17 protein-coding genes are annotated in these 19134 nt (G+C 63.1%); 9 read left to right on the top strand and 8 right to left on the bottom strand.

What is annotated here, in order from left to right; genetic code table 11:
* Positions 1–469: 469 nt before the first annotated feature.
* A complete protein-coding gene (locus ACIQCY_RS17605) occupies positions 470–871 on the bottom strand; it encodes a heavy metal-responsive transcriptional regulator (RefSeq protein WP_400485141.1) in 402 nt (133 codons plus the stop codon).
* Positions 872–925: 54 nt separating this feature from the next.
* Between ACIQCY_RS17605 and ACIQCY_RS17600 the strand changes: the two genes are divergently transcribed.
* Complete coding sequence (locus tag ACIQCY_RS17600) at positions 926–1219, top strand: thioredoxin family protein (protein ID WP_400485140.1); 294 nt, start codon at positions 926–928, stop codon at positions 1217–1219.
* Positions 1220–1326: 107 nt separating this feature from the next.
* On the opposite strand, the gene lspA is transcribed toward ACIQCY_RS17600, so the two are convergent.
* The 3 genes from lspA to ACIQCY_RS17585 form a co-directional block, all read right to left on the bottom strand.
* A complete protein-coding gene (lspA, locus tag ACIQCY_RS17595) occupies positions 1327–1845 on the bottom strand; it encodes a signal peptidase II (RefSeq protein ID WP_400485139.1) in 519 nt (172 codons plus the stop codon).
* A gap of 87 nt (positions 1846–1932) precedes the next feature.
* Positions 1933–2538: a cadmium resistance transporter gene (locus ACIQCY_RS17590; protein ID WP_400485138.1), complete on the bottom strand. Its 606-nt coding sequence runs from the start codon at positions 2536–2538 to the stop codon at positions 1933–1935.
* Complete coding sequence (locus ACIQCY_RS17585) at positions 2535–2894, bottom strand: ArsR/SmtB family transcription factor (protein ID WP_400485137.1); 360 nt, start codon at positions 2892–2894, stop codon at positions 2535–2537. Before ACIQCY_RS17585 ends, ACIQCY_RS17590 begins: the two co-directional genes overlap by 4 nt.
* 899 nt (positions 2895–3793) lie before the next feature.
* Between ACIQCY_RS17585 and ACIQCY_RS17580 the strand changes: the two genes are divergently transcribed.
* From ACIQCY_RS17580 to ACIQCY_RS17565, 4 genes are all read left to right on the top strand, one after another.
* Positions 3794–4543 carry a cytochrome c biogenesis CcdA family protein gene (locus ACIQCY_RS17580; RefSeq protein WP_400485136.1) on the top strand — a complete coding sequence of 250 codons (750 nt, stop codon included), beginning with the start codon at positions 3794–3796 and terminating at the stop codon, positions 4541–4543.
* A gap of 197 nt (positions 4544–4740) precedes the next feature.
* The gene (locus ACIQCY_RS17575; protein ID WP_400485135.1) at positions 4741–5352 is read left to right on the top strand and encodes a TlpA family protein disulfide reductase; all 612 of its coding nucleotides are present in this window, start codon (positions 4741–4743) and stop codon (positions 5350–5352) included.
* 139 nt (positions 5353–5491) lie between these two features.
* A complete protein-coding gene (locus ACIQCY_RS17570; protein ID WP_400485142.1) occupies positions 5492–7093 on the top strand; it encodes a cytochrome c biogenesis protein ResB in 1602 nt (533 codons plus the stop codon).
* Positions 7090–7863 (top strand): DUF3093 domain-containing protein, encoded by a 774-nt coding sequence (locus tag ACIQCY_RS17565; protein ID WP_400485134.1) that lies wholly within the window; start codon positions 7090–7092, stop codon positions 7861–7863. The genes ACIQCY_RS17570 and ACIQCY_RS17565 overlap by 4 nt, the downstream gene beginning before the upstream one ends.
* Positions 7864–8026: 163 nt before the next feature.
* Here ACIQCY_RS17565 and ACIQCY_RS17560 read toward each other — a convergent pair whose 3' ends face one another.
* Positions 8027–9184 carry a hypothetical protein gene (locus ACIQCY_RS17560; RefSeq protein WP_400485133.1) on the bottom strand — a complete coding sequence of 386 codons (1158 nt, stop codon included), beginning with the start codon at positions 9182–9184 and terminating at the stop codon, positions 8027–8029.
* A gap of 76 nt (positions 9185–9260) precedes the next feature.
* Between ACIQCY_RS17560 and ACIQCY_RS17555 the strand changes: the two genes are divergently transcribed.
* Together ACIQCY_RS17555 and ACIQCY_RS17550 are read left to right on the top strand one after the other, a co-directional pair.
* Positions 9261–9614: an antitoxin Xre/MbcA/ParS toxin-binding domain-containing protein gene (locus ACIQCY_RS17555; protein ID WP_400485132.1), complete on the top strand. Its 354-nt coding sequence runs from the start codon at positions 9261–9263 to the stop codon at positions 9612–9614.
* The gene (locus ACIQCY_RS17550) at positions 9611–10174 is read left to right on the top strand and encodes an RES family NAD+ phosphorylase (protein WP_400485131.1); all 564 of its coding nucleotides are present in this window, start codon (positions 9611–9613) and stop codon (positions 10172–10174) included. The genes ACIQCY_RS17555 and ACIQCY_RS17550 overlap by 4 nt, the downstream gene beginning before the upstream one ends.
* Before the next feature lie 41 nt (positions 10175–10215).
* Here ACIQCY_RS17550 and ACIQCY_RS17545 read toward each other — a convergent pair whose 3' ends face one another.
* A complete protein-coding gene (locus ACIQCY_RS17545; RefSeq protein WP_400485130.1) occupies positions 10216–10629 on the bottom strand; it encodes a hypothetical protein in 414 nt (137 codons plus the stop codon).
* A gap of 156 nt (positions 10630–10785) precedes the next feature.
* Here ACIQCY_RS17545 and ACIQCY_RS17540 point away from each other — a divergent pair, with 156 nt between their 5' ends.
* Positions 10786–11067, top strand: a complete 282-nt coding sequence (locus ACIQCY_RS17540; protein ID WP_400485129.1) for a hypothetical protein — start codon at positions 10786–10788, stop codon at positions 11065–11067.
* A gap of 88 nt (positions 11068–11155) precedes the next feature.
* Here the strand turns inward: ACIQCY_RS17540 and mobF are convergent, their stop codons facing one another.
* Complete coding sequence (gene mobF, locus ACIQCY_RS17535) at positions 11156–16021, bottom strand: MobF family relaxase (protein WP_400485128.1); 4866 nt, start codon at positions 16019–16021, stop codon at positions 11156–11158.
* Positions 16022–16556: 535 nt separating this feature from the next.
* Between mobF and ACIQCY_RS17530 the strand changes: the two genes are divergently transcribed.
* On the top strand, positions 16557–16985 hold the full coding sequence (locus ACIQCY_RS17530) for a hypothetical protein (RefSeq protein WP_400485127.1): 429 nt from the start codon (positions 16557–16559) through the stop codon (positions 16983–16985).
* 339 nt (positions 16986–17324) lie between these two features.
* Here ACIQCY_RS17530 and ACIQCY_RS17525 read toward each other — a convergent pair whose 3' ends face one another.
* The gene (locus ACIQCY_RS17525; RefSeq protein WP_400485126.1) at positions 17325–18794 is read right to left on the bottom strand and encodes a ParB/RepB/Spo0J family partition protein; all 1470 of its coding nucleotides are present in this window, start codon (positions 18792–18794) and stop codon (positions 17325–17327) included.
* Positions 18795–19134 lie beyond the last annotated feature (340 nt).

The following is a 19134-nucleotide window of genomic DNA, read 5'->3' as shown; positions in this document are numbered from 1 at the left end:
TACCAGCGCTAACCCAGCCGACACCCCGAACCTAGGCTCACAACACTCTGAACCCGGTGGTACTCGCAGGCCTCAAATACACCGGCTCACCAGCAATGTTGACATGGCTGCTCTTCTTCGCCCATCGTCCGATGGTTTCTGGGGAGCATCCTGGACAGTCTCGTTAGGCGCTGCTGAGCGTGACCGAGATCAGCTCCCGGAGTGCAGTGGAGTAAGTATGGGAGTTGGGATCGCCGCGTGTCATCGGCGACGGACTGCGACCCAGAGCCCGCATCTTCGACAAATATGGGCGCTACCGCCGGCCAGCGCATGCAGCTTCTTCACCTCTAAGCGTCGACCACAGCACGAACAGTGCGCTGTGGCCGTGCTGGGCGGACTGCTGCGGCTAGTGCCGCTGATCCGGCGCAGTAGTGTCATGCGCCAGTGTAGGACCGATGTGGCGGTAGGCGCACAAATGCTTGGCGTCAGGTCATGCCTTATGTGTGAGGATGTGGCAGATATCTGATGGTCCACAGGCGGCCGGGTCGAGGGTGCGGCCGGTTTCTAGGAGCATCTCGAGCTCGTCTGCCAGATTGGCGAGTTCCTGCAGCCGCGCCTGCACCTCTGCCCGTTTCTGCTCAAGGACGAGTGTCACATGCGTGCAAGGCGTCTGACCCGCATCACGTAGGTGGAGGACCTGCGCAATCTCGGCCAGGGTAAGACCGGCACTTTGCGCGGTGCGGATGAACTGTAGCCGGCCGATGGCTGTCGCATCGTATGACCGATAACCATTCGTCGCTCGCCCAGGTTCAGGCATGAGTCCCTGACGCTCGTAGAAGCGGATGGCCTGACGGCCCACGCCAGTGACGGCGGAAAGCTCCCCGATCAACATCACCCGAGCCTAACGCTTGACCTTGTAGTGCACTACAAGGTTTACGGTGAGCGCATGGACATCACTCTGCAGTATTTTGATGGTTGCCCGAACTGGACCGTCGTTGATAAACGGCTGCGATTGCTCTCTGCGGAGCGCCCCGACATCGCACTCAACTACCAGCTCATCGACACGGTGGAAGAAGCCGAACGTATGGGTTTTCATGGCTCTCCCACCATCCTGATTGACGGCGTCGACGCGTTCGGCGACGCAACCACCCCCGTAGGGCTCGCCTGCCGCAGGTATATGACCGACAAAGGCCCCGCGGGCGCACCAAGCATGGCGCAACTCAAATCCGTCATCGACTAGGCGACCGCCGCAGGGATCACGGAGGCAAGACCTGCGCAGGCGAACAGGTCCGCATCCGTGCGTGCGTCCGTTGCGGGGGCGTATAGGTGAACCCATCGGCAGGAGGGTCAGGAGTCGCGCGGCTCAGGGGTGCGGCCGCGGGTGCTGAACAGGGTTTCCAGGATCAGTAGCCCAACACCGACCGAGACGAAGACATCAGCCAGATTGAAAGTGGAGAACCAGGAGACGTGCAGGTAGTCGACCACACCACCGCCGGCCAGCCGATCAAGGAAATTACCCAACGCGCCGCCGAGAATCATTGCCCCGCCTATTAGGCCGAGCCGGCCCAGCGTCTCGGCCGACGCCAGGAGGAACCATGCCAGACCCGCGATGATCGCTCCAGTGCCGAGCAGGATGACGATCGGCGGCAGATCGGCTCCGAAGCTGAAAGCGACACCCGGGTTGAAGTGCAGCCGCAAGTCCACGAGTCCACCTTCGATGGTTTGGCCCTCACGCAGCTGTAGCTCGACGACGGCCTTCACGGCAAGATCAATACCAACCAGGATCAAAGACCCGACCAGCATCCACACCCGGGCTTTATTGCGTGCTCTCCATGCAGCGGACGCAGCGGGCTTGTCCTTACTCATCGCGTTTTCCCGTTGTTGCCGCTTGGCGCGGTGTTAACAATCTGGGGGGAAACCTGGCGCCGCTTGGACGGAGGTAGGTGCATGTCGTCACAGGCCGAACGCTCCACCACTGATGAGGATGAACAGGCCAAGAGCGATGAGGACGACGGGGAACAGGATGTGCTCCCAGCGTTCGAGAGCTTCCGCGATGGGGCGTCGTGTAGCCACGAACTTGGCGAGCCACACAAGGACGATCACGAGGGCGAGGAAGACCGCGCAGTAGGCGATGACGGCGGTCGGCCCGACATTCAGGAATACCGGGACATAGACCCCGATATTGTCGCCACCGTTGGCGAAGGTCACGGCAGCGACAGTCAGGACACTAACCTTTTTCCCGGCGACTTTCGCTTCGTCGTCGTCGTCGTCGTCGTCTCGGTTGCGCCATACCTGCCATGCAACCCGAAGACCCAGCAGCAGGGGTATGAGGCCGAAGTACGGGATGGCCTCCTCGGGGAGGAAGGCACCTGCGCCGAGGGAGACGAGTACTGCGGCGCCCAGGATCCCGATGAAACCGAGGTACTGCCCACCGATGATGCGGGCTGTGGTTCCTCGTTGTCCCGTTCCGCGGGCGAAGAACAGGGCGAGGACGATGATGTCATCGATGTTGGTGAGGAAGAACAGGCCGATGGCTGGAAGAACTGAGGACAGAATCACGCGGTGACCACCGAATTGTGGCAACCCGGCAGAGAGCATTCAGCATCCAGGCACGGTGCTCCCTCATTGACCGCGAGGCTGACTTCAACCAGGGACGTCAGGACCTTAGCCAGGTGTGGATCGGCGATCTGGTAGCGCGTCTGCCGACCTTCGGCGCGAGCAATGACGATTCCGCAATCTCGAAGGCACGCAAGGTGATTGGAGACATTTGACCGCGTGAGCTCCAGCTCACGGGCAAGGTCTGCCGGATAGGCGGGATGGTCGAGCAGGGTCATGAGGAGGCGGGACCGGGTCGGATCGGCCATCGCCCGTCCTAGCCTGTTCATCACATCGAGGTATCGTTCATTAGTCAGCACGCGCTGTACTATACATGAATGGCTGAATCGGTCAGGAAGGCCGATCTCGTCACCAGATGTACCCGTGCCGCTCTCCTGACATCGGCCGCGGGCCCAGATTGAGTACTACAGGCACGCTCATTCGATCAGGGCCGTCACTGTCCGCCGGTAGAATGAGGCAAGGTCAGGCCGTTCAAAACGAACGATTCAGCAGGAGCGTTGGGAGAGTCATGCATCAGATGATGCTCTTGAATCCCTCCGCCGTTCCCTCGCCTGCCCGGTGGCACCTGCGAGTCCTCGTGCTCCTGCTGGGCATCACCATCCTGCACGTGTGGGCCGGGCCCGCGCTCTCCAACAGCAGCAGTGCACCTGTACAGTCCTCCTCCATAACTATGACGGAGCAGGTTTTCGCCTCTCCCGCAGCGTTGATACCTAATGAGGTTCTTCAGCAGGCTCCGTCTCCCCTTATCGGGCTAGATTTCGGTCAGGACGTCCTCCTGGGAGATGTATGTGCTGCCGCCTGTCCTGATGGGCATCTGGTGGCGACCGCATTGTGCTCGATGGTGCTCGTCGTTGCCGGTCTCATTGGCCTTTACTGTCTGCGAGCCATGGTTTTCCTGCCCGGGGGCAACAGGACGCGCGAATTACTACCGTCGGTTGCGGCCCCTCTGCGCTCAAGCGGCGTCTGCCTGCTTCAACTGTCGATCAGCCGCATCTAGGATTTAGCGCCTTCCTCGAGCCCGCCTCACTCCTTCGCCAGGTTCAACAACTGCCGAATGAGCCCTGCCTACTCTTCGCGCGGCGCCTTCACGCTCGTGCTGCGTGCCGCCGCGTTCCAAGGACCCACTCATGACTTCCCCGCATCACCCTCAAACCCATCACTACTCGACGACGATCGCGGCCTCGCAGGTACACCGCGGATGAGCATCGGCGAATACTTCGCGGACAGCGTCCAATCCGGGGCGCTGCTGGCCGCAATACCTCTGGCGATGATCGCAGGGCTCGTGTCCTTCCTCTCCCCCTGCATCCTGCCGCTCATCCCCGGCTATCTGGGCTACGTTTCCGGACTGGCAGAACCCGGCCGGCCGGACAACCGACGCCGACTGCTGACCGGCGTCGCCCTGTTCATCCTCGGCTTCGCCCTCGTGTTCACCCTCTACGGCGCCGCGTTCGGCGTCATCGGTTCCTGGCTTCTACGCTGGCAAGACCCCCTGATCCGGGTCCTCGGCGTGTTCGTCATCGTCATGGGGCTCGCACTGGTCGGCCGGCTTCCGTTCCTGCAGCGGACCGCGAAAATGTCTTGGCGGCCCCGCACCGGTATCGCCGGCGCACCCCTGCTCGGGGTGGTCTTCGGTTTGGGCTGGACGCCCTGCATGGGCCCCACCCTCAGCGCTGTCCTGGCCTTGAGCACCACGACCGGCACAGCGTGGCGTGGCGCGCTCCTGGGGTTCGTCTACTGCCTCGGCCTGGGCATACCGTTCATCCTCGTCGCGCTCGGAGTTCAGTGGGTCACCACCGCGCTGTCCTTCGTCCGACGCCATATCCGCGTCTTCAACCTCATCGGCGGCGCCCTGCTCGTCCTGGTCGGAGTCCTCATGGTGACCGGTGTCTGGATGCTGTGGATCTACCAGCTCCAAAACCTCGCAGGAACCTTCCTCACCCCCGTCTGATGCTTCCGCCAAACGCACCCCCTTCCCCGCGCACACCACGATCGAGAAGAGATCGCCCCATGAGTGCCCCCACCCGCACCAACCCAAATCCTCCCCCCGCACCAGGTACTCCGTTGCCGCCGCATCCGCCCCTACGGGATCCGTCGGCGCCGGGTAGCCCGCGTCTCCGCACCCGCGCATCGACACTCGTAGCTCTCATGGTGACGGCAACACTGCTCATCACCGGATGCTCGGCGCAGAACAACTCCCTTGCCGAGCAAGCCAACGCCGGCGACAACAAGAATTACATCGCCGGTGACGGGTCGGTCGCCGAATACGCTCCCGACACCCGAAGCGAACCCGTGGACGTCAAGGGTGAGCTCTACGACGGAACGACCGTCGATTCCGACCAATGGGTCGGCAACGTCGTCGTCCTGAACGTCTGGTACGCCGCCTGCGCTCCCTGTCGGGTCGAAGCACCCATGCTGCAGGCACTGAGCACCTCCTTCGCACCCGAGGGCGTCAGGTTCTACGGCATCAACGTTCGCGATGAAAAGCCCACGGCTGAAGCGTTTGAACGGAACTTCGGCATCACCTATCCCAGCTTCGGAGACCGCGACGGGAAGATGCTTCTGAGCCTGACCAGCTATGTGCCGCCGCAGGCTGTGCCCACCACGCTGGTCCTCGACCGGCAGGGCCGCGTCAGCGCCCGCATCCTCGGCATCGCCGACGAAAGCACCTTGAAAACCCTGATTGCAGACGCACTGGCTGAAGACAACCCTGCGCCGCCCCTCCCATCCACGACGGCGGGATCCGACGATGCCAGCTGACCCCGCACCCGGACAAACACCCAACCAAACACCCAAGCAGACCCCGGAGGACGCTCCCGGCCAGGCACCTGACCAGGGTCTTGATTCGCGGCCGGGGCAGACCCCCGATATTTCGGTATCCAGTTTGAGTGCCGGCGAGATGCTCCGTTGGATGTGGCGGCAGCTCACCAGCATGAGGACAGCCCTGCAGTTGTTGCTGCTGCTGGCCGTGGCCGCCGTTCCCGGGTCCCTGTTCCCGCAGCGCCGAGCCAATCCTGCTGTCGTTACCCAGTACCTGAAGGACAACCCCGACACGGGTCCCTGGCTTGACCGCCTGCAGATGTTCGACGTCTTTTCCTCGGTTTGGTTCTCGGCGATCTATCTCCTTCTCTTCACGTCCCTCGTCGGCTGTGTCCTCCCCCGCACCAAAGCCCACTTCAAGGCACTGCGATCAGCACCGCCGCGCACCCCCCGCCGGTTCACACGACTCCCCCAACACGGGACCATCGTCTTGAATGGTGGCGGCGCGGGAACGCCTGCCCTCGATCCGGCCACTGCAATCAAAGACGCCGCGGCGATCCTGCGGAAGCTCCGGTACAGGGTCGACATCCGCGACGCAGGTACGGCCACACCGTCCGTGGGTGCTGAGCGGGGTTTCATGAAGGAAGCAGGGAACCTGCTGTTCCACACCGCTTTGATCGGTGTGCTGGTATCTGTCGCCATCGGCGGCGTGTTCGGCTACCGGGGACAGAAACTCATCGTCGAAGGGGAAGGGTTCACCAACGCCCTTATCGGTTACGACTCCTTCTCCCCTGGCACTAACTTCAACCCCGACACCCTGACCCCCTTCGCGCTGACCCTGGACGACTTCGATGTCCGCTTCAACCGGGACGAGCAAGCTACCTACGGTCAGCCCCTGGACTTCACCGCGCGGATGACCGTGCAGGAAAGCCCTGACCGGCCCGCTGAGGACCGGGTCCTGAAGGTCAACTCCCCTATCGGCATCGGCGGCACCAACGTGTATCTCGTCGGGAACGGATACGCTCCCGTCGTCGAGATCCGCGACGGGGAAGGAAACATTGCCTTCTCCGGCCCCGTCCCGTCTCAGCCCACGGATTCGGCCTACACTTCGACGATCGTCATCAAAGCGCCCGATGCGAATCCCGATCAGCTCGGATTCGTCGGCTTCTTCCTGCCGACCGCCGTCGTGAACAGTGAAGGTCTGGCCTTTGGTTCCGACCCGGATCCCTTTAACCCGCGGTTGAACCTGAACTCCTACTACGGTGATCTCGGTCTGGACGACGGAACGCCGCGGTCCGTGTACCAACTGGACACCACGAACCTGACTCAACTCAACGGACGGGACCTGGACGCGGGTGGCATCGTGCTCGAGCCCGGGCAAACCTACGAGCTGCCTGACGGACGAGGGTCCATCACGTTCGACAGTCTGAAACGCTTCGTCGCCCTCGACATCACCTACGACCCGGGCAAAATTGGCGCCCTGATCTTCTCCACCCTCGCCCTGACCGGACTCATCCTCTCGCTCATCACCGCGCGTCGACGCGTATGGATCAAAGCCCGTGCAACACCAGAGGGAGGCACCACCCTTGAGTACGGACTCCTCGCGCGAGGAGAAGACTCAGGCCTGCGAAACGAGGCCGTAAAACTCGAGCAAGCACTGTCCTCCCACTGGGGCGTCACCCCGAGCAAAGACGAGCAGAAAGAGCCCGAGCCATCACCTGACACACCGCAGCACATATGACCGCCAGAAGATTCATCGCCACAAGAACGCGACGATTCGTCGGACCGATCCTGATGACACTCGGGCTTCTGACCGGCGTCGGGCATCTCCTCGCCAGTACGCCACAACGCCAACCCCACATGTCCCCGCTCTGGGACGCAGTGACCGGCTACCCCGCCGCCGCACTCCTGTTCATCGTCGGAATCATCCTCACCAAGCAACCTCGCCGCACACGCTCCACGGCGCCGCGCACCGCCATCCACCAAATAGACCGGACCACGCTCATGTACCAGCCACACGAAATACCCGGCCTCACCTCACAACACACGAAATCTGCAGGGCAGGAGGGCGAAGTCCTGTACGAGGAGCGTCTCTACCCGAGCTTCTGGATTTGGTTTATCACAGTAGGCCTAGCTTTTGTTCCTGCCGTCGTTTTCGCGCCCATCGATATGCTGATCGGCGTCGCCGCATCCGTACTGACCCTGGTCGGCCTCATCTTCGCGCTCCTCACCTCAACACCCACGATCCGCGTCACACCCACCGAACTGCGTGTAGGACGAGCTCGCATCGAGCGCCAATATGTGGGTAGGGCTCAAAGTTTCGCTGGCGCGAACGCTACGGCGCAACGGGGCACCCACCTGCACGGCCTGGCTTTTCTCTGCATCCGCGGATGGATCGACGGCGTCGTCCGAATCGAACTATCGGACAAAGAAGACCGCACACCGTACTGGCTCGTTTCATCACGTCACGCCAAGAAACTTAGCCACGTGCTCAACGGAACTGAGGCATAACCCTTCAGACTCTCTTTTTAGCCAGAGCATTCGAACTTGCTTCACGTATTTGAAGGGAAACCGATAACGAGTCTCATGTCAACCTATGTTGACGCATGACTCTTTGGACGCTTCTCAGTTGCACCAAATCCTCCACCCACGAGAGGCCTGGCTCAGGGGCGAATCAGGCGACGGCAGCAGCCTGCTCCTCACCGATCTGCGCGAGGATGCTTTCGAGGGTACGGGTATGAAGTTGCGGCTCCTTCTTGCCGAGGTACTTCCGATTGATCAGCTTGCGCAGTTCGAGGGCTCGGGCCAACCGATCTGTCTCTGACTTCACACGCCACGCAGCAGGTTGCGCCATGAGCTGTTGCATTTCTGCTGCTCGCGCGTGGAGATAGTGACCCCTGTTGTCATCCAGCGGTCCTTTGATGGAGCTGGCACACGCCCCGATACGGCAGCCGATGCGCGTTCGGATATCAGTGTGCCCAAGCAGCGCAGCGCCAGTCGCTCGACTGACGGTGAGAGCCAGTCCCGGAAGATACACACCCTCCTGGGATGGGCGAGCCTTCTTCTTGCCGTTTTCATCAAAGTCTGGCGGCTTCGACTGCTGATTGATGGTGCGCGCATGGTTCACCGACTCCAGCTGACCAACTCCCACGGAGTAGTGGTCTGCGTGACCAAGGGCAACTGCCGCCTGGCCAATATTGCCCGACTGGCCCAGGGTCACCTCCAGGCCGTATCCCTTGAATACGTCGAGGTTCTTGAAAACCGCTCGGATCTTACGGATGCTCTCCTTCTCGCCGCCCAGCGGGGAGAAGCGCACATCTACAGAGGTGAAGCCGGCTCGTGCATACTCTTCGGCGACGTCGCGTACAAGGCCGGTGGAACACCGCGGCCCGAAGGTCATGATTGGGCGAGTTGGGAGATCGGTTTCCGATCGGGTCAACTCGGCCAACCCGAGGTTGAGCAAAGCGGTCTCGGGCGACGCTACGAAGAAGCTTGGTGGCGTAACCAGAGTGGCGGCTGCGGGATGTGCTTCGAGGACTGCGGACACCAGCTTGGCACGGGCATCCGGGTCAGCAGCGAGAGCAGAAAGATTGTAGGGAGTTCCGGTGAAACCCGGGATCTTCTCCAACGCGTATCCCGGGCTGGCGAGTCGCTCGGTCCTTGGATCGAAGGTGACCGGAATCCCTGCTTCGCGAGCAGCTTCAGCAACAGCGTTCTGGTGCCCGGCCCCGGACACATGGAGAGCGATTGCACCGATCGCTCCTGCGTCTCGTGTCAGGAAATCCTCAACCTTCAAGTGGTTGTTGTACCCCAACCGGAACTCGATACCCATGCCCGCCGCCTCTCGTTTCGTGCCAGTATACGTGACATACTAGGTGACATAAGCAAGACACAACGGAAGACACGCAATGACCGCCACCGCCGGAAACAACGCCCTCGCCATCAAAGTCAATGACATCATCGATAACCTCGGACTGACCCAGGACGAAGTTGGGCAAATAGTTGATGCCTCTGCTCGCACCATCTCGCGATGGACTCAAGGTGTCGTCGTACCTCAGCGCCTCAACAAACAGCGGCTGCTCGAATTGGCCTACGTGGCACAGGCCGTTACCGAAGTCATTCCCCGAGAACAGGCCAACCTCTGGATGCTTTCACCAAATCGCATGCTCGGACACGACAGCCCCGCTGACCGTATCCACGCCGGCCAGTTTCGTGACGTACTTGACCTCATCGAAGCCTTGGCTGAAGGCGTCGTTCTGTGAGTTCACCCGCCAACGATGAGGTCGTCGCACAGGTCGACCGCATCGGAGCGACGCCATTCTCCGGACAGACATATCGCTATACCGCCGCCCGCCGCGATCCGCTATCGGGAGCGGGAGCCAGACTCTTCGGAGGTCGGTGGAATCCCCGGGGCATCTACGCCACTACCTACCTCGCACTTCCAGAAAGCGCCTGCATTGGTGAGCTTGACAGGGCAGCAACGTCACAGGGGATGACATCAGAGACATTCTTGGCCGCCCCAAAGGTGTTTCACTCCCTCGCAGTTACCCGCCTGCCCGTCCTGGATCTCAGGGCACCTGAAACGCTGGAGCAGGTGGGCCTGACCATTGACGATATCGCCGGCGATGATTGGGATGCCTGCCAGAGCGTGGGCCACGCCGCATGGTTCCTTGAATTCGGTGGTGTACTAGCTCCATCGGCAACCGGAAACGGTTACGTGCTCGCCGCCTTTGAGGACCGTATCGACCCAGGCAGTATTACCGTCACTTCAAGCACCCCTTTGACTCCCACCCTGTACAAGCAGCTGCGCGAACATACATAGGACGAGCTAAGCAGCGGATACGACCAGGTCCAGCAAGTGGTTTAGCGGACCGTTACGTTCGAAACCTCTTGCTGACGTCGCAGGGCATCGTCGTAGAACGCCAAGCGGGCTGACGCGCGTGCCAAGTCTCGTTGCTCAAGCATGAACGAGTACGCGATCCACATGCCGAGGAGCAGGGTGGCGGCGACGGTAATATACGGGGCGGCCACACCATATGGGCCGCTGCCGTCGATGATGCTCCCCAGAAGCATTGGCAGCACCACCAATACGATGCTGAGGTAAAGGGCCGTGAACGCCGCGAGGCTACCGCCACCAAGGTGCGCGACACGCGTGCGAAGTTCTCTGAGATCCTCAAACTGTTGCGTCTTGCTCAGGGAAAAAAACAGGTCAAGATCTGACTGTTGGACCACGGGGAACGATCGCGACCGCCTGCCCTTACGGTTGAATGAGTGCATCCGCGAAGCTTACGAAGGCGCCCCGACAAAAACGTCCTTCTCCTCGGTCTCGTGCCCTTCGGATGCAGTCCCCCGAGGCTCGAACCAGCAACTTATAAGACCGCGTATCGTGCCATGGCGTAGATACTTAATGCATCTAGGACAAGGATGGGTCTGATGGGGAAAGCAAGTCGGTTGAAGGCTGCACGTCAAGAGGTGAAAGTGATCCGCGAACCGATCACCGAAACGCACGAACCAGATGTGCCGCAGAACTGGCCTCATGGCCATGTAGGAGTAACCCTGACGGACGACGACCAAGATGAGTGTATCGAGGTAACTATCCACGGGGTCCGGCATTACCTTCACTCCTCAACGGCGCAAAAACTCAGCACAATGCTCAGCTCGCGGATTGAGGAGTGGAATGAAAGGCCGCAAGCGTTGGGGCTCCCAACAGTGTGATGACAGCGCGCCCGTGCTTGATCCGGGATGGCAACGGATGCGCTTAAACACGCTGACCACTTATTCGGCTCATAAGGTGGCAACGCGTTTACAGGGAGCGGCCGTTGTCCTTTGTCGCCTGGTCCGCTCGACGGCTTGCTGCTGCTGTGTCCTTCTTTGACGATGCCGCTTCGCGCGCCTGACGCTCGGCGGCAGTGGCCTTCCGACTTTCGATAAGATCGGCCTGCCGCTGGCTGAATCCTCCACCAGGATTGGTACGACGAGCAGTAGTGCTGTTTTTCTCACCCACACTTGTCTCCTTTTGGCCCTGGTTCTTTGCATCCGTCGCCGGTTCGCCTGCAGCCGCTGCCGCCTGTGCGCGGTGTCTAGCGAGCACACGGGCGACGGCAGTTGACATATCTTCACCCTGCTGCGGTACCGGCTCAGCCTGCACGGCATTCACAATGCGTGCCTCGCGCTGCTGCGGTGCCGGCAGCGGGTCGCTGGCGGCGCCGCGTTCTTCACGCATCCGGTCGACGACGCGGCGGGCGGCTGCCTGCTCGGTCGCCATGCGGTCCACGATCGCTGCCTCGTCCGCTCCATGCTGGATCTGCGTGGCCGTCCTCGGAGCGACGGTCGTGAGTTCGCTGTGCTTGTGCAGGGCTGTAGCGCGCTCGATGAGGCGCTGCGCGGTGGGATCATCCCGGTACTGCTTGGGGATCAACACTGTTTCGTGGGCGCCGATGTTGTACCGGTTCCGGTATGCCTCGGTCTCGGCCGCGATGCGGTGCCACTCGGCTGCCTTTACGTCTCTTCCGGGCACGGGGCCGAGCGCGTTCGTCCACGCGGGCTTCTCTTCCGCGAGCTGCGCGCCCCGGACCATGACCCTCTGCTCGAGATGCGTCCGCAGCCGCTCAAGCTCAGCCCGGTAGGACGCCGGCACCAACTCATCACGCACAAGCACGGACGGTGCGAGGTCCTCACTGACCGCCTCGGCGGCGACCCTCGAAATGCTTGCATTACTTGTCTTCCTTGCATTACCAGCATTGCTTGTATTGCCTGTATTGCTTGTATTGCTTGTATTGCTTGACTGTGGCAGTGCGAGGGCGCGGAGTTGCTGCTCATTCCTGATGGCGTCGCCAATGGTGACTTGGTGGGCGGTGCGGGGATCCTCCCCGCGTGCGGTGCGCTCGATCGCGGCCTGCGTCGGGGAAAGATCCTGCCGGCGTTCCAACTCGACCGTCATCGCCTGCACCATCCACTGTTCCTTCCTCGTCGAGGCGTCGACGGGCTGGGTCGGGTCGATGGCCTGCACCCGCTGCAGGGTATCGGTGCGAGCGTCGGTGAGCTTGTCGGTCCGCATGAGCGCGAACGGATGGGCCGCCCACTGCGTGTCCATCGGCACTTCACCGGGCGCCCTGCGCGGCAGCTCGGTTCCTGCTGCGTGCTTCGTTGCCTGGTCTGCGAGGCGGGCCAGGTGCTCATCGGACACCGCGCCGAGGGGACGCTGGTCGGCGTTGGCGAGGAAGCTGTGGGCGGCGTCGATGCGCTGCTCGAGCCGGTAGGCGAGGACGGCTGCCGGATCCTGGGCTCCGTCGAACCCGCGAAGGTGCCCAGTGTCGGCGTGCTGTCCGCGTCCGGTACTGTCACGGGTAACTCCGGCGGCCTGAGCCAGGAGTGCGGCAGGATCGAATCCCTGGGCCTCGGCTGCACGCAGGTGGGTGGCGACTGCTCCCCATGCCTCGTGCGAGGTGAACTGCACGGCGGTCCGCGGCCCCAGAACCTCGGCGGCAATGGTGCGGGTCTTCGCTTCCCACGCGGCGTTCTCGACCTCGTTGTAGACGCCGGCGAGGGTGGCGACGTCGCCAGTTCGGACGGCCTCAGTCCGTACTGCTTCGTGCGCCGACAGGGTGCGGTCGTAGTTCGCGGTGATCGTGGACAGGACGCTGTCGCGGGTCACGACCTGGTCGTTGTCGTCGCCGAGGGCGACGTAGAGCCGGTTCGTCTCGCGTCCTCGGGTGGCGGCGACGTAGGCACCGGCGCGGTCGGTCCGCTCGTCCAGAATCGCGTGCGCGGTGTCCACGGTCGCGCCCTGGGCGCGGTGCACGGTCGCGGCGTAGCCGAGCTGTCCGTGCTCGTGGAGGTAGTCGGCGTCGACGGTGATCCGTCCCCGGTGGCCTGCGTGCCGGAGGGTAATGCGCTGCTCTTCCTCACCTGCAGCTGTATCGGTGGCGCGGTCTGCGGTGACCTTCTCGACGGTCCAGACGTCGTTGTTCTTGACGAAATCCTTGCCCTGGTTGAGCTGCAGGGTGCGGTTGTTCTTCCGGGTCACGACGGTGTCGCCGGCATAGGCGCGCAGACCGTCGCGGAGGACGACGGATGGTGTTGCCTCGGTGATCGGGCCGGCGCCACCTGCTGTGTGTGCAACGAGGTCGCCGGTGGCGATGCGGGCTGCCTGGGCGCGTGCGTTGAGGTCGGTGACGGTCGCGTTGTCGGTGGCGATCAGCAGCGAGGTTTTGCCGGCCTGGGTGTCGGCCATCCACGCACCGAGGGCGTCCTGCGTCATGGCTTCAGTAGTACCGGCGGTGACGCGCTTGTTCTTGAGGTACCAGTGGAACGGGGTGTCCGCGCCGGCGGCGGGCGGTTCGCGAAGTACCAGGGATGCCTCTGACTCGCCGTCCGTGCGGAAGCGGTGGACTTCCTCGAGGCGGACGGCTCCGACCTCGTTGTTGAGCAGGCGCAGCGCCCCTCCGGAGCCGATGGCGCCGAGCTGGCGGTCATCTCCGATGGCCCTGACGAGGGCACCGTTGCGGGCGGCCACGGCGACGACGTCGGCGAGCTTCGGAGTGGTCACCATGCCGGCTTCGTCGACGATGATCACATCCCCGGCTCGCAGTTTCGATACAGGCATGAAGGCCGGGTTGATGAGGCTCGATCGGGTGCCCGCGCTGTCTGCCTTCTGGTTGTTCTGTTGGTTCTGCTGCTGGTTGCGGTGGGTGGCAAGGAACGCGTCGATGGTCGTCGCTTCGGCTCCGAGGTCTGCGCTCATGAGGGCGGCCGCGGCGGCGGTGGGGGCGAGTCCGATGACCCGTCCGCCGGTGTCCCGGACGGCGTCGGCGGCCAGGGACAGGCTGGTGGTCTTGCCTGTTCCTGCCGGTCCGATGCCGAGGGTGAGCAGCTTCTCGTCGGTGGCGAAAGCGCGCGCAAGGTCGATCTGTCCCTGGGACAGGGCTGGCTTGCCAGCCTTTGCTGCCGCTTCGGTGTGCTTCGCCAGCACCTTCTCGAAGCGTTCCATGGACACGGCTGGGATAACGGTCTTCTGTCCGGCTGCGAGGATCCTGTGCTCGGCGTTCAGCACCTCGTGGGAGGTGAAAAGGGCAGTATCGGCCTGCTGGAACTGGCTTGATCCATCGGCCCGCAGGAACTCGCGCAGGCTTGGTGTGATGGCTTTGGGTGTGACCTGGAGGCTGTGGGTGCCGATGACCGAGCGGGTGACCTTCTCCAAGGTTCCGTCGGTGATCGTTTGTCCGGGGAAGGCGTCTTTGAGGTGGCGGCGGGTCTGGGCGATGACATGGTTTCGCCCCCATGAAGCGCGTTTGGCTGACAGTTCGTGAACGATGTTAAGGGCGTGCTCGTGCACGTCGACGTCCGCAACACTGGGGCCGGCTGACGTGCCAGTAGTTGCTGAGATGCCGGCGCTGCGGAGGTGCTCGAGGAGTGCCGGTCCGACCGGCATGCCCATCCCGCCGTCCAGTCCGGTGCTGTAGTCCTTCTGCCACTCCTCGACCAGCTCGGAGAGCCGGCGGGCGCTCTTCTTCTCCGGTCGGGTCTCCAGCGTGGCCTGCTGAGCCAGGGCAATCTTCTGCTTCTCGCTGGGCGCGTACCCGTGCTTGTCGCTGAACTCGGACTCCAACCGGTTGATCGCGCCGGCGATGTTCGTGCGCCTCGAGGACGCCCGGTGGATGGCGTCCAAGTCAATGCCGGCGACCTCGTACACGGGTTCTCCACCACCGGTCGCCCGGGCAACCGTGCTGACGCCGAGGGACGCGCAGACCTTCTCGATGACCTTTGCGTTGTATGTCTCGGACGCGGCGACGTTCATCTTGTAGAGGGTCCGCCCGTCGAGGGATGACCACTTCCCGTCACTGCCCATGACCTTGTTCGCGATGACGACGTGGTCGTGCAGCTGCGGGTCCCCGGCGCGGGAGTCGTAGTGCCTGAACTGGGTGGCGACGAGTCCTTCCTTGACGTCGATCTGCCGGACGCCGTTCTTCCCGCGGCGCGTGTAGGTGGCGTTCTTCTCGAGGAAGGTGATCGTCTCAGCGATGGCTTCGTTGTGTGCCGTCTCGACTGCTTTGCGGGCTTCGTCTCCGCCGAGCGCCCACAGCAGGGATACCGATTTGGAGGGCGAGAACACCAGGTCATACCCGGCGACGGTCTGCTTCGAGGGAGTGGTATGCGCGGTCACATAGCGGGCGAGCTCCTCGTTGCTGCGGGCGTTCCGCCCGTGCGACTCCCGGAACAGCTCACCGCCTACCCGGAACCGGATCTCGTGCATGACCTCTTTCGGCAGCGTTTTGTCGGCGTTCTCCGGACCGCTCCACGCAGGTCCACTGGTGCGCCGAAACCGCGCAACTTCCTCGTCGATTCGACGGGTCATCTCGGTGTTAGCGGCCCCGTACTGGTGGTACTTTTCCCCCAACTTCGTGGCCTCGTAAGTACCACCAGCGGCGAGTATTTCCGCTGCATTTGGCTTGATGCCCTCACCAAACAGGGCTTTCATTTGCGCTTCGCTGACCTCACCGGAGACTCCCAGCAGCTGCTCCGAGTGCCCGACCCACTGCCCCGGAGGCATGCCGTCGACGGTGTAGTAGTCCCCTAGCTCACGGCCGCCTGCGCGCAGCTCATCACCGCTGGCAACCTCGGAGGTGTAGTAGGCGTAGCCGTCCCCAGCACTGAGCTTATGGACGGTCATCACAGCCCCTATCCTCGCGGGCTAGGGCACGCTTGTCGACCTCACTTATTAGGATGCATGAGGTGTGACAGATCGTGCTGGTTGGAAGGGTGCGAAATCGCATGGTGACGACGAAGGAGGAAACCGAAGATGAAGCGCCGTGGAAACCAGTACGATTGGTCCATCGAATCTCGATGCGGTTGTGCACATGAAAATGAGCGGTGGGTAACACGATTTTCGTTATCCACGGATCGTTCGATTGTGTGGAACCGCTAACGGACGTTATCCACCAGGTGGGCAGCGTAGAGACGCGAGGGTTATCTCGAAGCTGTCCACGTGTGGTCAACGTCCGTTGGATCCAGTCCGAGCGTCAGCGAGGTCCGCATGGGTATCTCATGGGTGCCGGCGGTGATGTCGGGCTTGGTCGGTGATCGGTTCGGTTCGGCCCGTGGTGGGCGGCCGCTAACCGTTAGGTTTGGCAGGGAAAGCGCGTCGGTTCGCAAGTCGCGGCCGAGGCGCGTATGAAACGCAGGATGAGTGAAGGGGACGAGTCATCATGGCAGCACCGAGGAAGTCTGCGCAGCAGGTAGCGGCACGGGAGAAGGCGAGGGCGAAAGCCCAGGAGCTGACCGAGCGGCACGAGCGGTTGATTGACCTGGCGGCGGAGTTTTTCGAGCAGGAGCAGCAGGCCGAGCAGATCCGCGCCGAGGCGCGAGAGCGGGCCGATGCGATCCTGGCGAAAGCCGAGCAGGACGCCGAGGCGGCCGCGAAGGAAGCCGGCGCGAAGGTGCAGCAGATGCTCGAGACCGGCGAAAGCCGGGCCGCGGTCGCCGCCCGACTCGGACTCAGCACTGCCGAGCTGAAGCGGGCCCTGGACGGTGCCGGCACCAGCTCGCCGGCTGGGGAAGAACGGACCGAGCCTGCGCTGGCGGCAACCGCTGACGAGGTCGCGGAACAGGTCGCAGCAGAGACGAAGGCCGCGTAGCGGACGACGCTCCAGCGGACAACACGAAGTGAGGGGACCGACGTATGTCGGTCCCCTCTTCTGTGGGCGACGCATCTGCGTGCTCCTTCCTCGTAGTCGTGTCGGTGTGTGGCGCGGCCGGGGCGCGCGTACCTGGTGCGCGGCACCGGAGCCGGGTCGAGGTTAAGTGCGAGGACGGCGGTTCGTCGCCGGCGACCACAGCTCGAGGTTCCCGTAACGGCGGCGAACCGCCCCGCCCACCAGCGGTAAGCCGACCGGCATCCCTTTCCCCTGCCCTGACTACCCCGGCCGGGGCTGGTGGTGCAGGGCTACCGCTCCCTGCACCACCGGTGCCCGGTGCTACTCGGCCGCGTACTCCTCCGCGATCATTTCCTCCTCGTCCGCGTGGACTTCCTCGAACGTCTCGCCGTGCTCGGTGTCCTCGGTGTCTTCGTCGGGTTCAGTGGTCTTGTTCGCGCTGTCGAGGATGATCTGCTCGACCTCGCTCGGCGTGTACCCCCACGTGACCAACTGCGTGAGGTAGGTCAGGTGACTTGCGCTCGGTGAGCGCCACGAGTCCTTGGCGATGGTCTTCTCGAACCCTGCGCAGACCAGCGCGATCATGGGCACCTCGGGACGGGTAGTGGTCTTCGCGACGTGGTCGCGGAGCGGATTCCATCCCCACGATTCCTTGCCCTCGATCTTCGCTCCGGCCATTTCAGCGGCCACGGCTCCCTCGTAGCCGCTGGCAACCTGAGAGTGGTGGGTCAGGGCGTGGACGGTGAAGTACTGCCAGCCCTTCGGTGCCTGCTTTTTCGCCAGCAGGGACCGAACGAAATCGCGCCGGACGACCGTCGCCGATTCCATGGCCTTGTTGTTGGCGATCAGGGTCTTCCGCTCGGCCTTCTGCTCGTCGCTCATTGGTCCCTTCGGGGCCGCTGTGCTCGTGGCGTGTCGGAGGGCGAAACCCAGTTCCTTCCATCCGGTGACAACCGGGATGGTGCTGTACTCGCCGTGGTAGTCGGTGGCGATGCAGACGGCGTTCGCGTCCTCGTCCGTGGCTCGCTCTCCGTCGCCTCGGAGCAGACCGGTGACGACCACGTTCTCATCCGTCGGGTAGTAGCCGTAGCTCACATCTTTCACGACGACGGTCCCGGCGGCTTCTAGTTCCGCCACCAGTGCGGCGCGGGCTTCCTCGCGTCCGCGCTTGTCGCGCATCTGCTGGGCGACGTGCGCGAGCATGTCCGGCTCGTCCGCGATGACCGATTCCAGTTCCTCGGTGGCGTCCTCGTCGCCCTCGAACTCGGCCAGCACGAGAGCTTCCTCGATGCTCAGCCCCTTAGACAGCGCGGCCTCCCCTGCGGTGCTCTTCTTCGCCTTCAACGCTCCCTCCACTTGAGTCTTGGCGCGACCGGTCTTCTTCGCGATCTGCGCCGCGCTCACTCCCAGCAGGGACAGCTGGTGGAAGGCGTCAGCCTCGTCCGCGTCGGTCAGCGCGGAACGCTGGACGTTCTCCACCACCTGCGTGGTGATCCGCTCGGCCTCCTCCGGGCTGGCGACGACCATGACCGGAATCAGGGGTGCCTCGGCTTCGACCGCGCCACGCGTGCGGCGCTGGCCCATCAGGACATGCACCGTGGTGGTTCCGTCGCCGTCGTCCTTGCGGTGTGCGATCACGGGTTCGATCACGCCGTGCTCCTTGATGCTCGCGACGAACTCGGGCGTCAGGGCAGCGTCCTTGCGCACGTTCACGTCCACGGTGAGCGTGCGCGGGTCAATCATCTCCAGCGTCGGCGCGGAGGTCGGCTGAGTAGTCAGCTGAGCGTTCATGGGGTTGTGCTCCTTGGTTGCAGTGGTGGTGTCGGGGCCCTGTAGTGACCAGCAGTAGACCCTTCCCCCGTTGTTTTTTGCCTGCTGGCGAGCTCGCTCGCTCGTCCCCGACGGAGCACTGTCAACCCGTAGGGCGGGGCCTGCTAAGAAACCTCGAAGGAAATAAGCGACGCAGGAGCGCCGAAGAGGTTTATGGCCGGCCTGAGTCGCGTCAGCGATTGATGGTGTGGAGCGGGGGCGCATAATCCGAAGGAGTCTCAATGATGTTGTCAACAGTCCGGGCTCCCATCCCTGCACTTTTTCTCCCGGGGCAGCTGACGTGAGCGGCTACCTGTGCCGA

The organism is Arthrobacter sp. NPDC092385, from assembly GCF_044755105.1.
Classification (GTDB): domain Bacteria; phylum Actinomycetota; class Actinomycetes; order Actinomycetales; family Micrococcaceae; genus Arthrobacter_D.
This window is presented reverse-complemented; position numbering and strand designations above follow the sequence as displayed.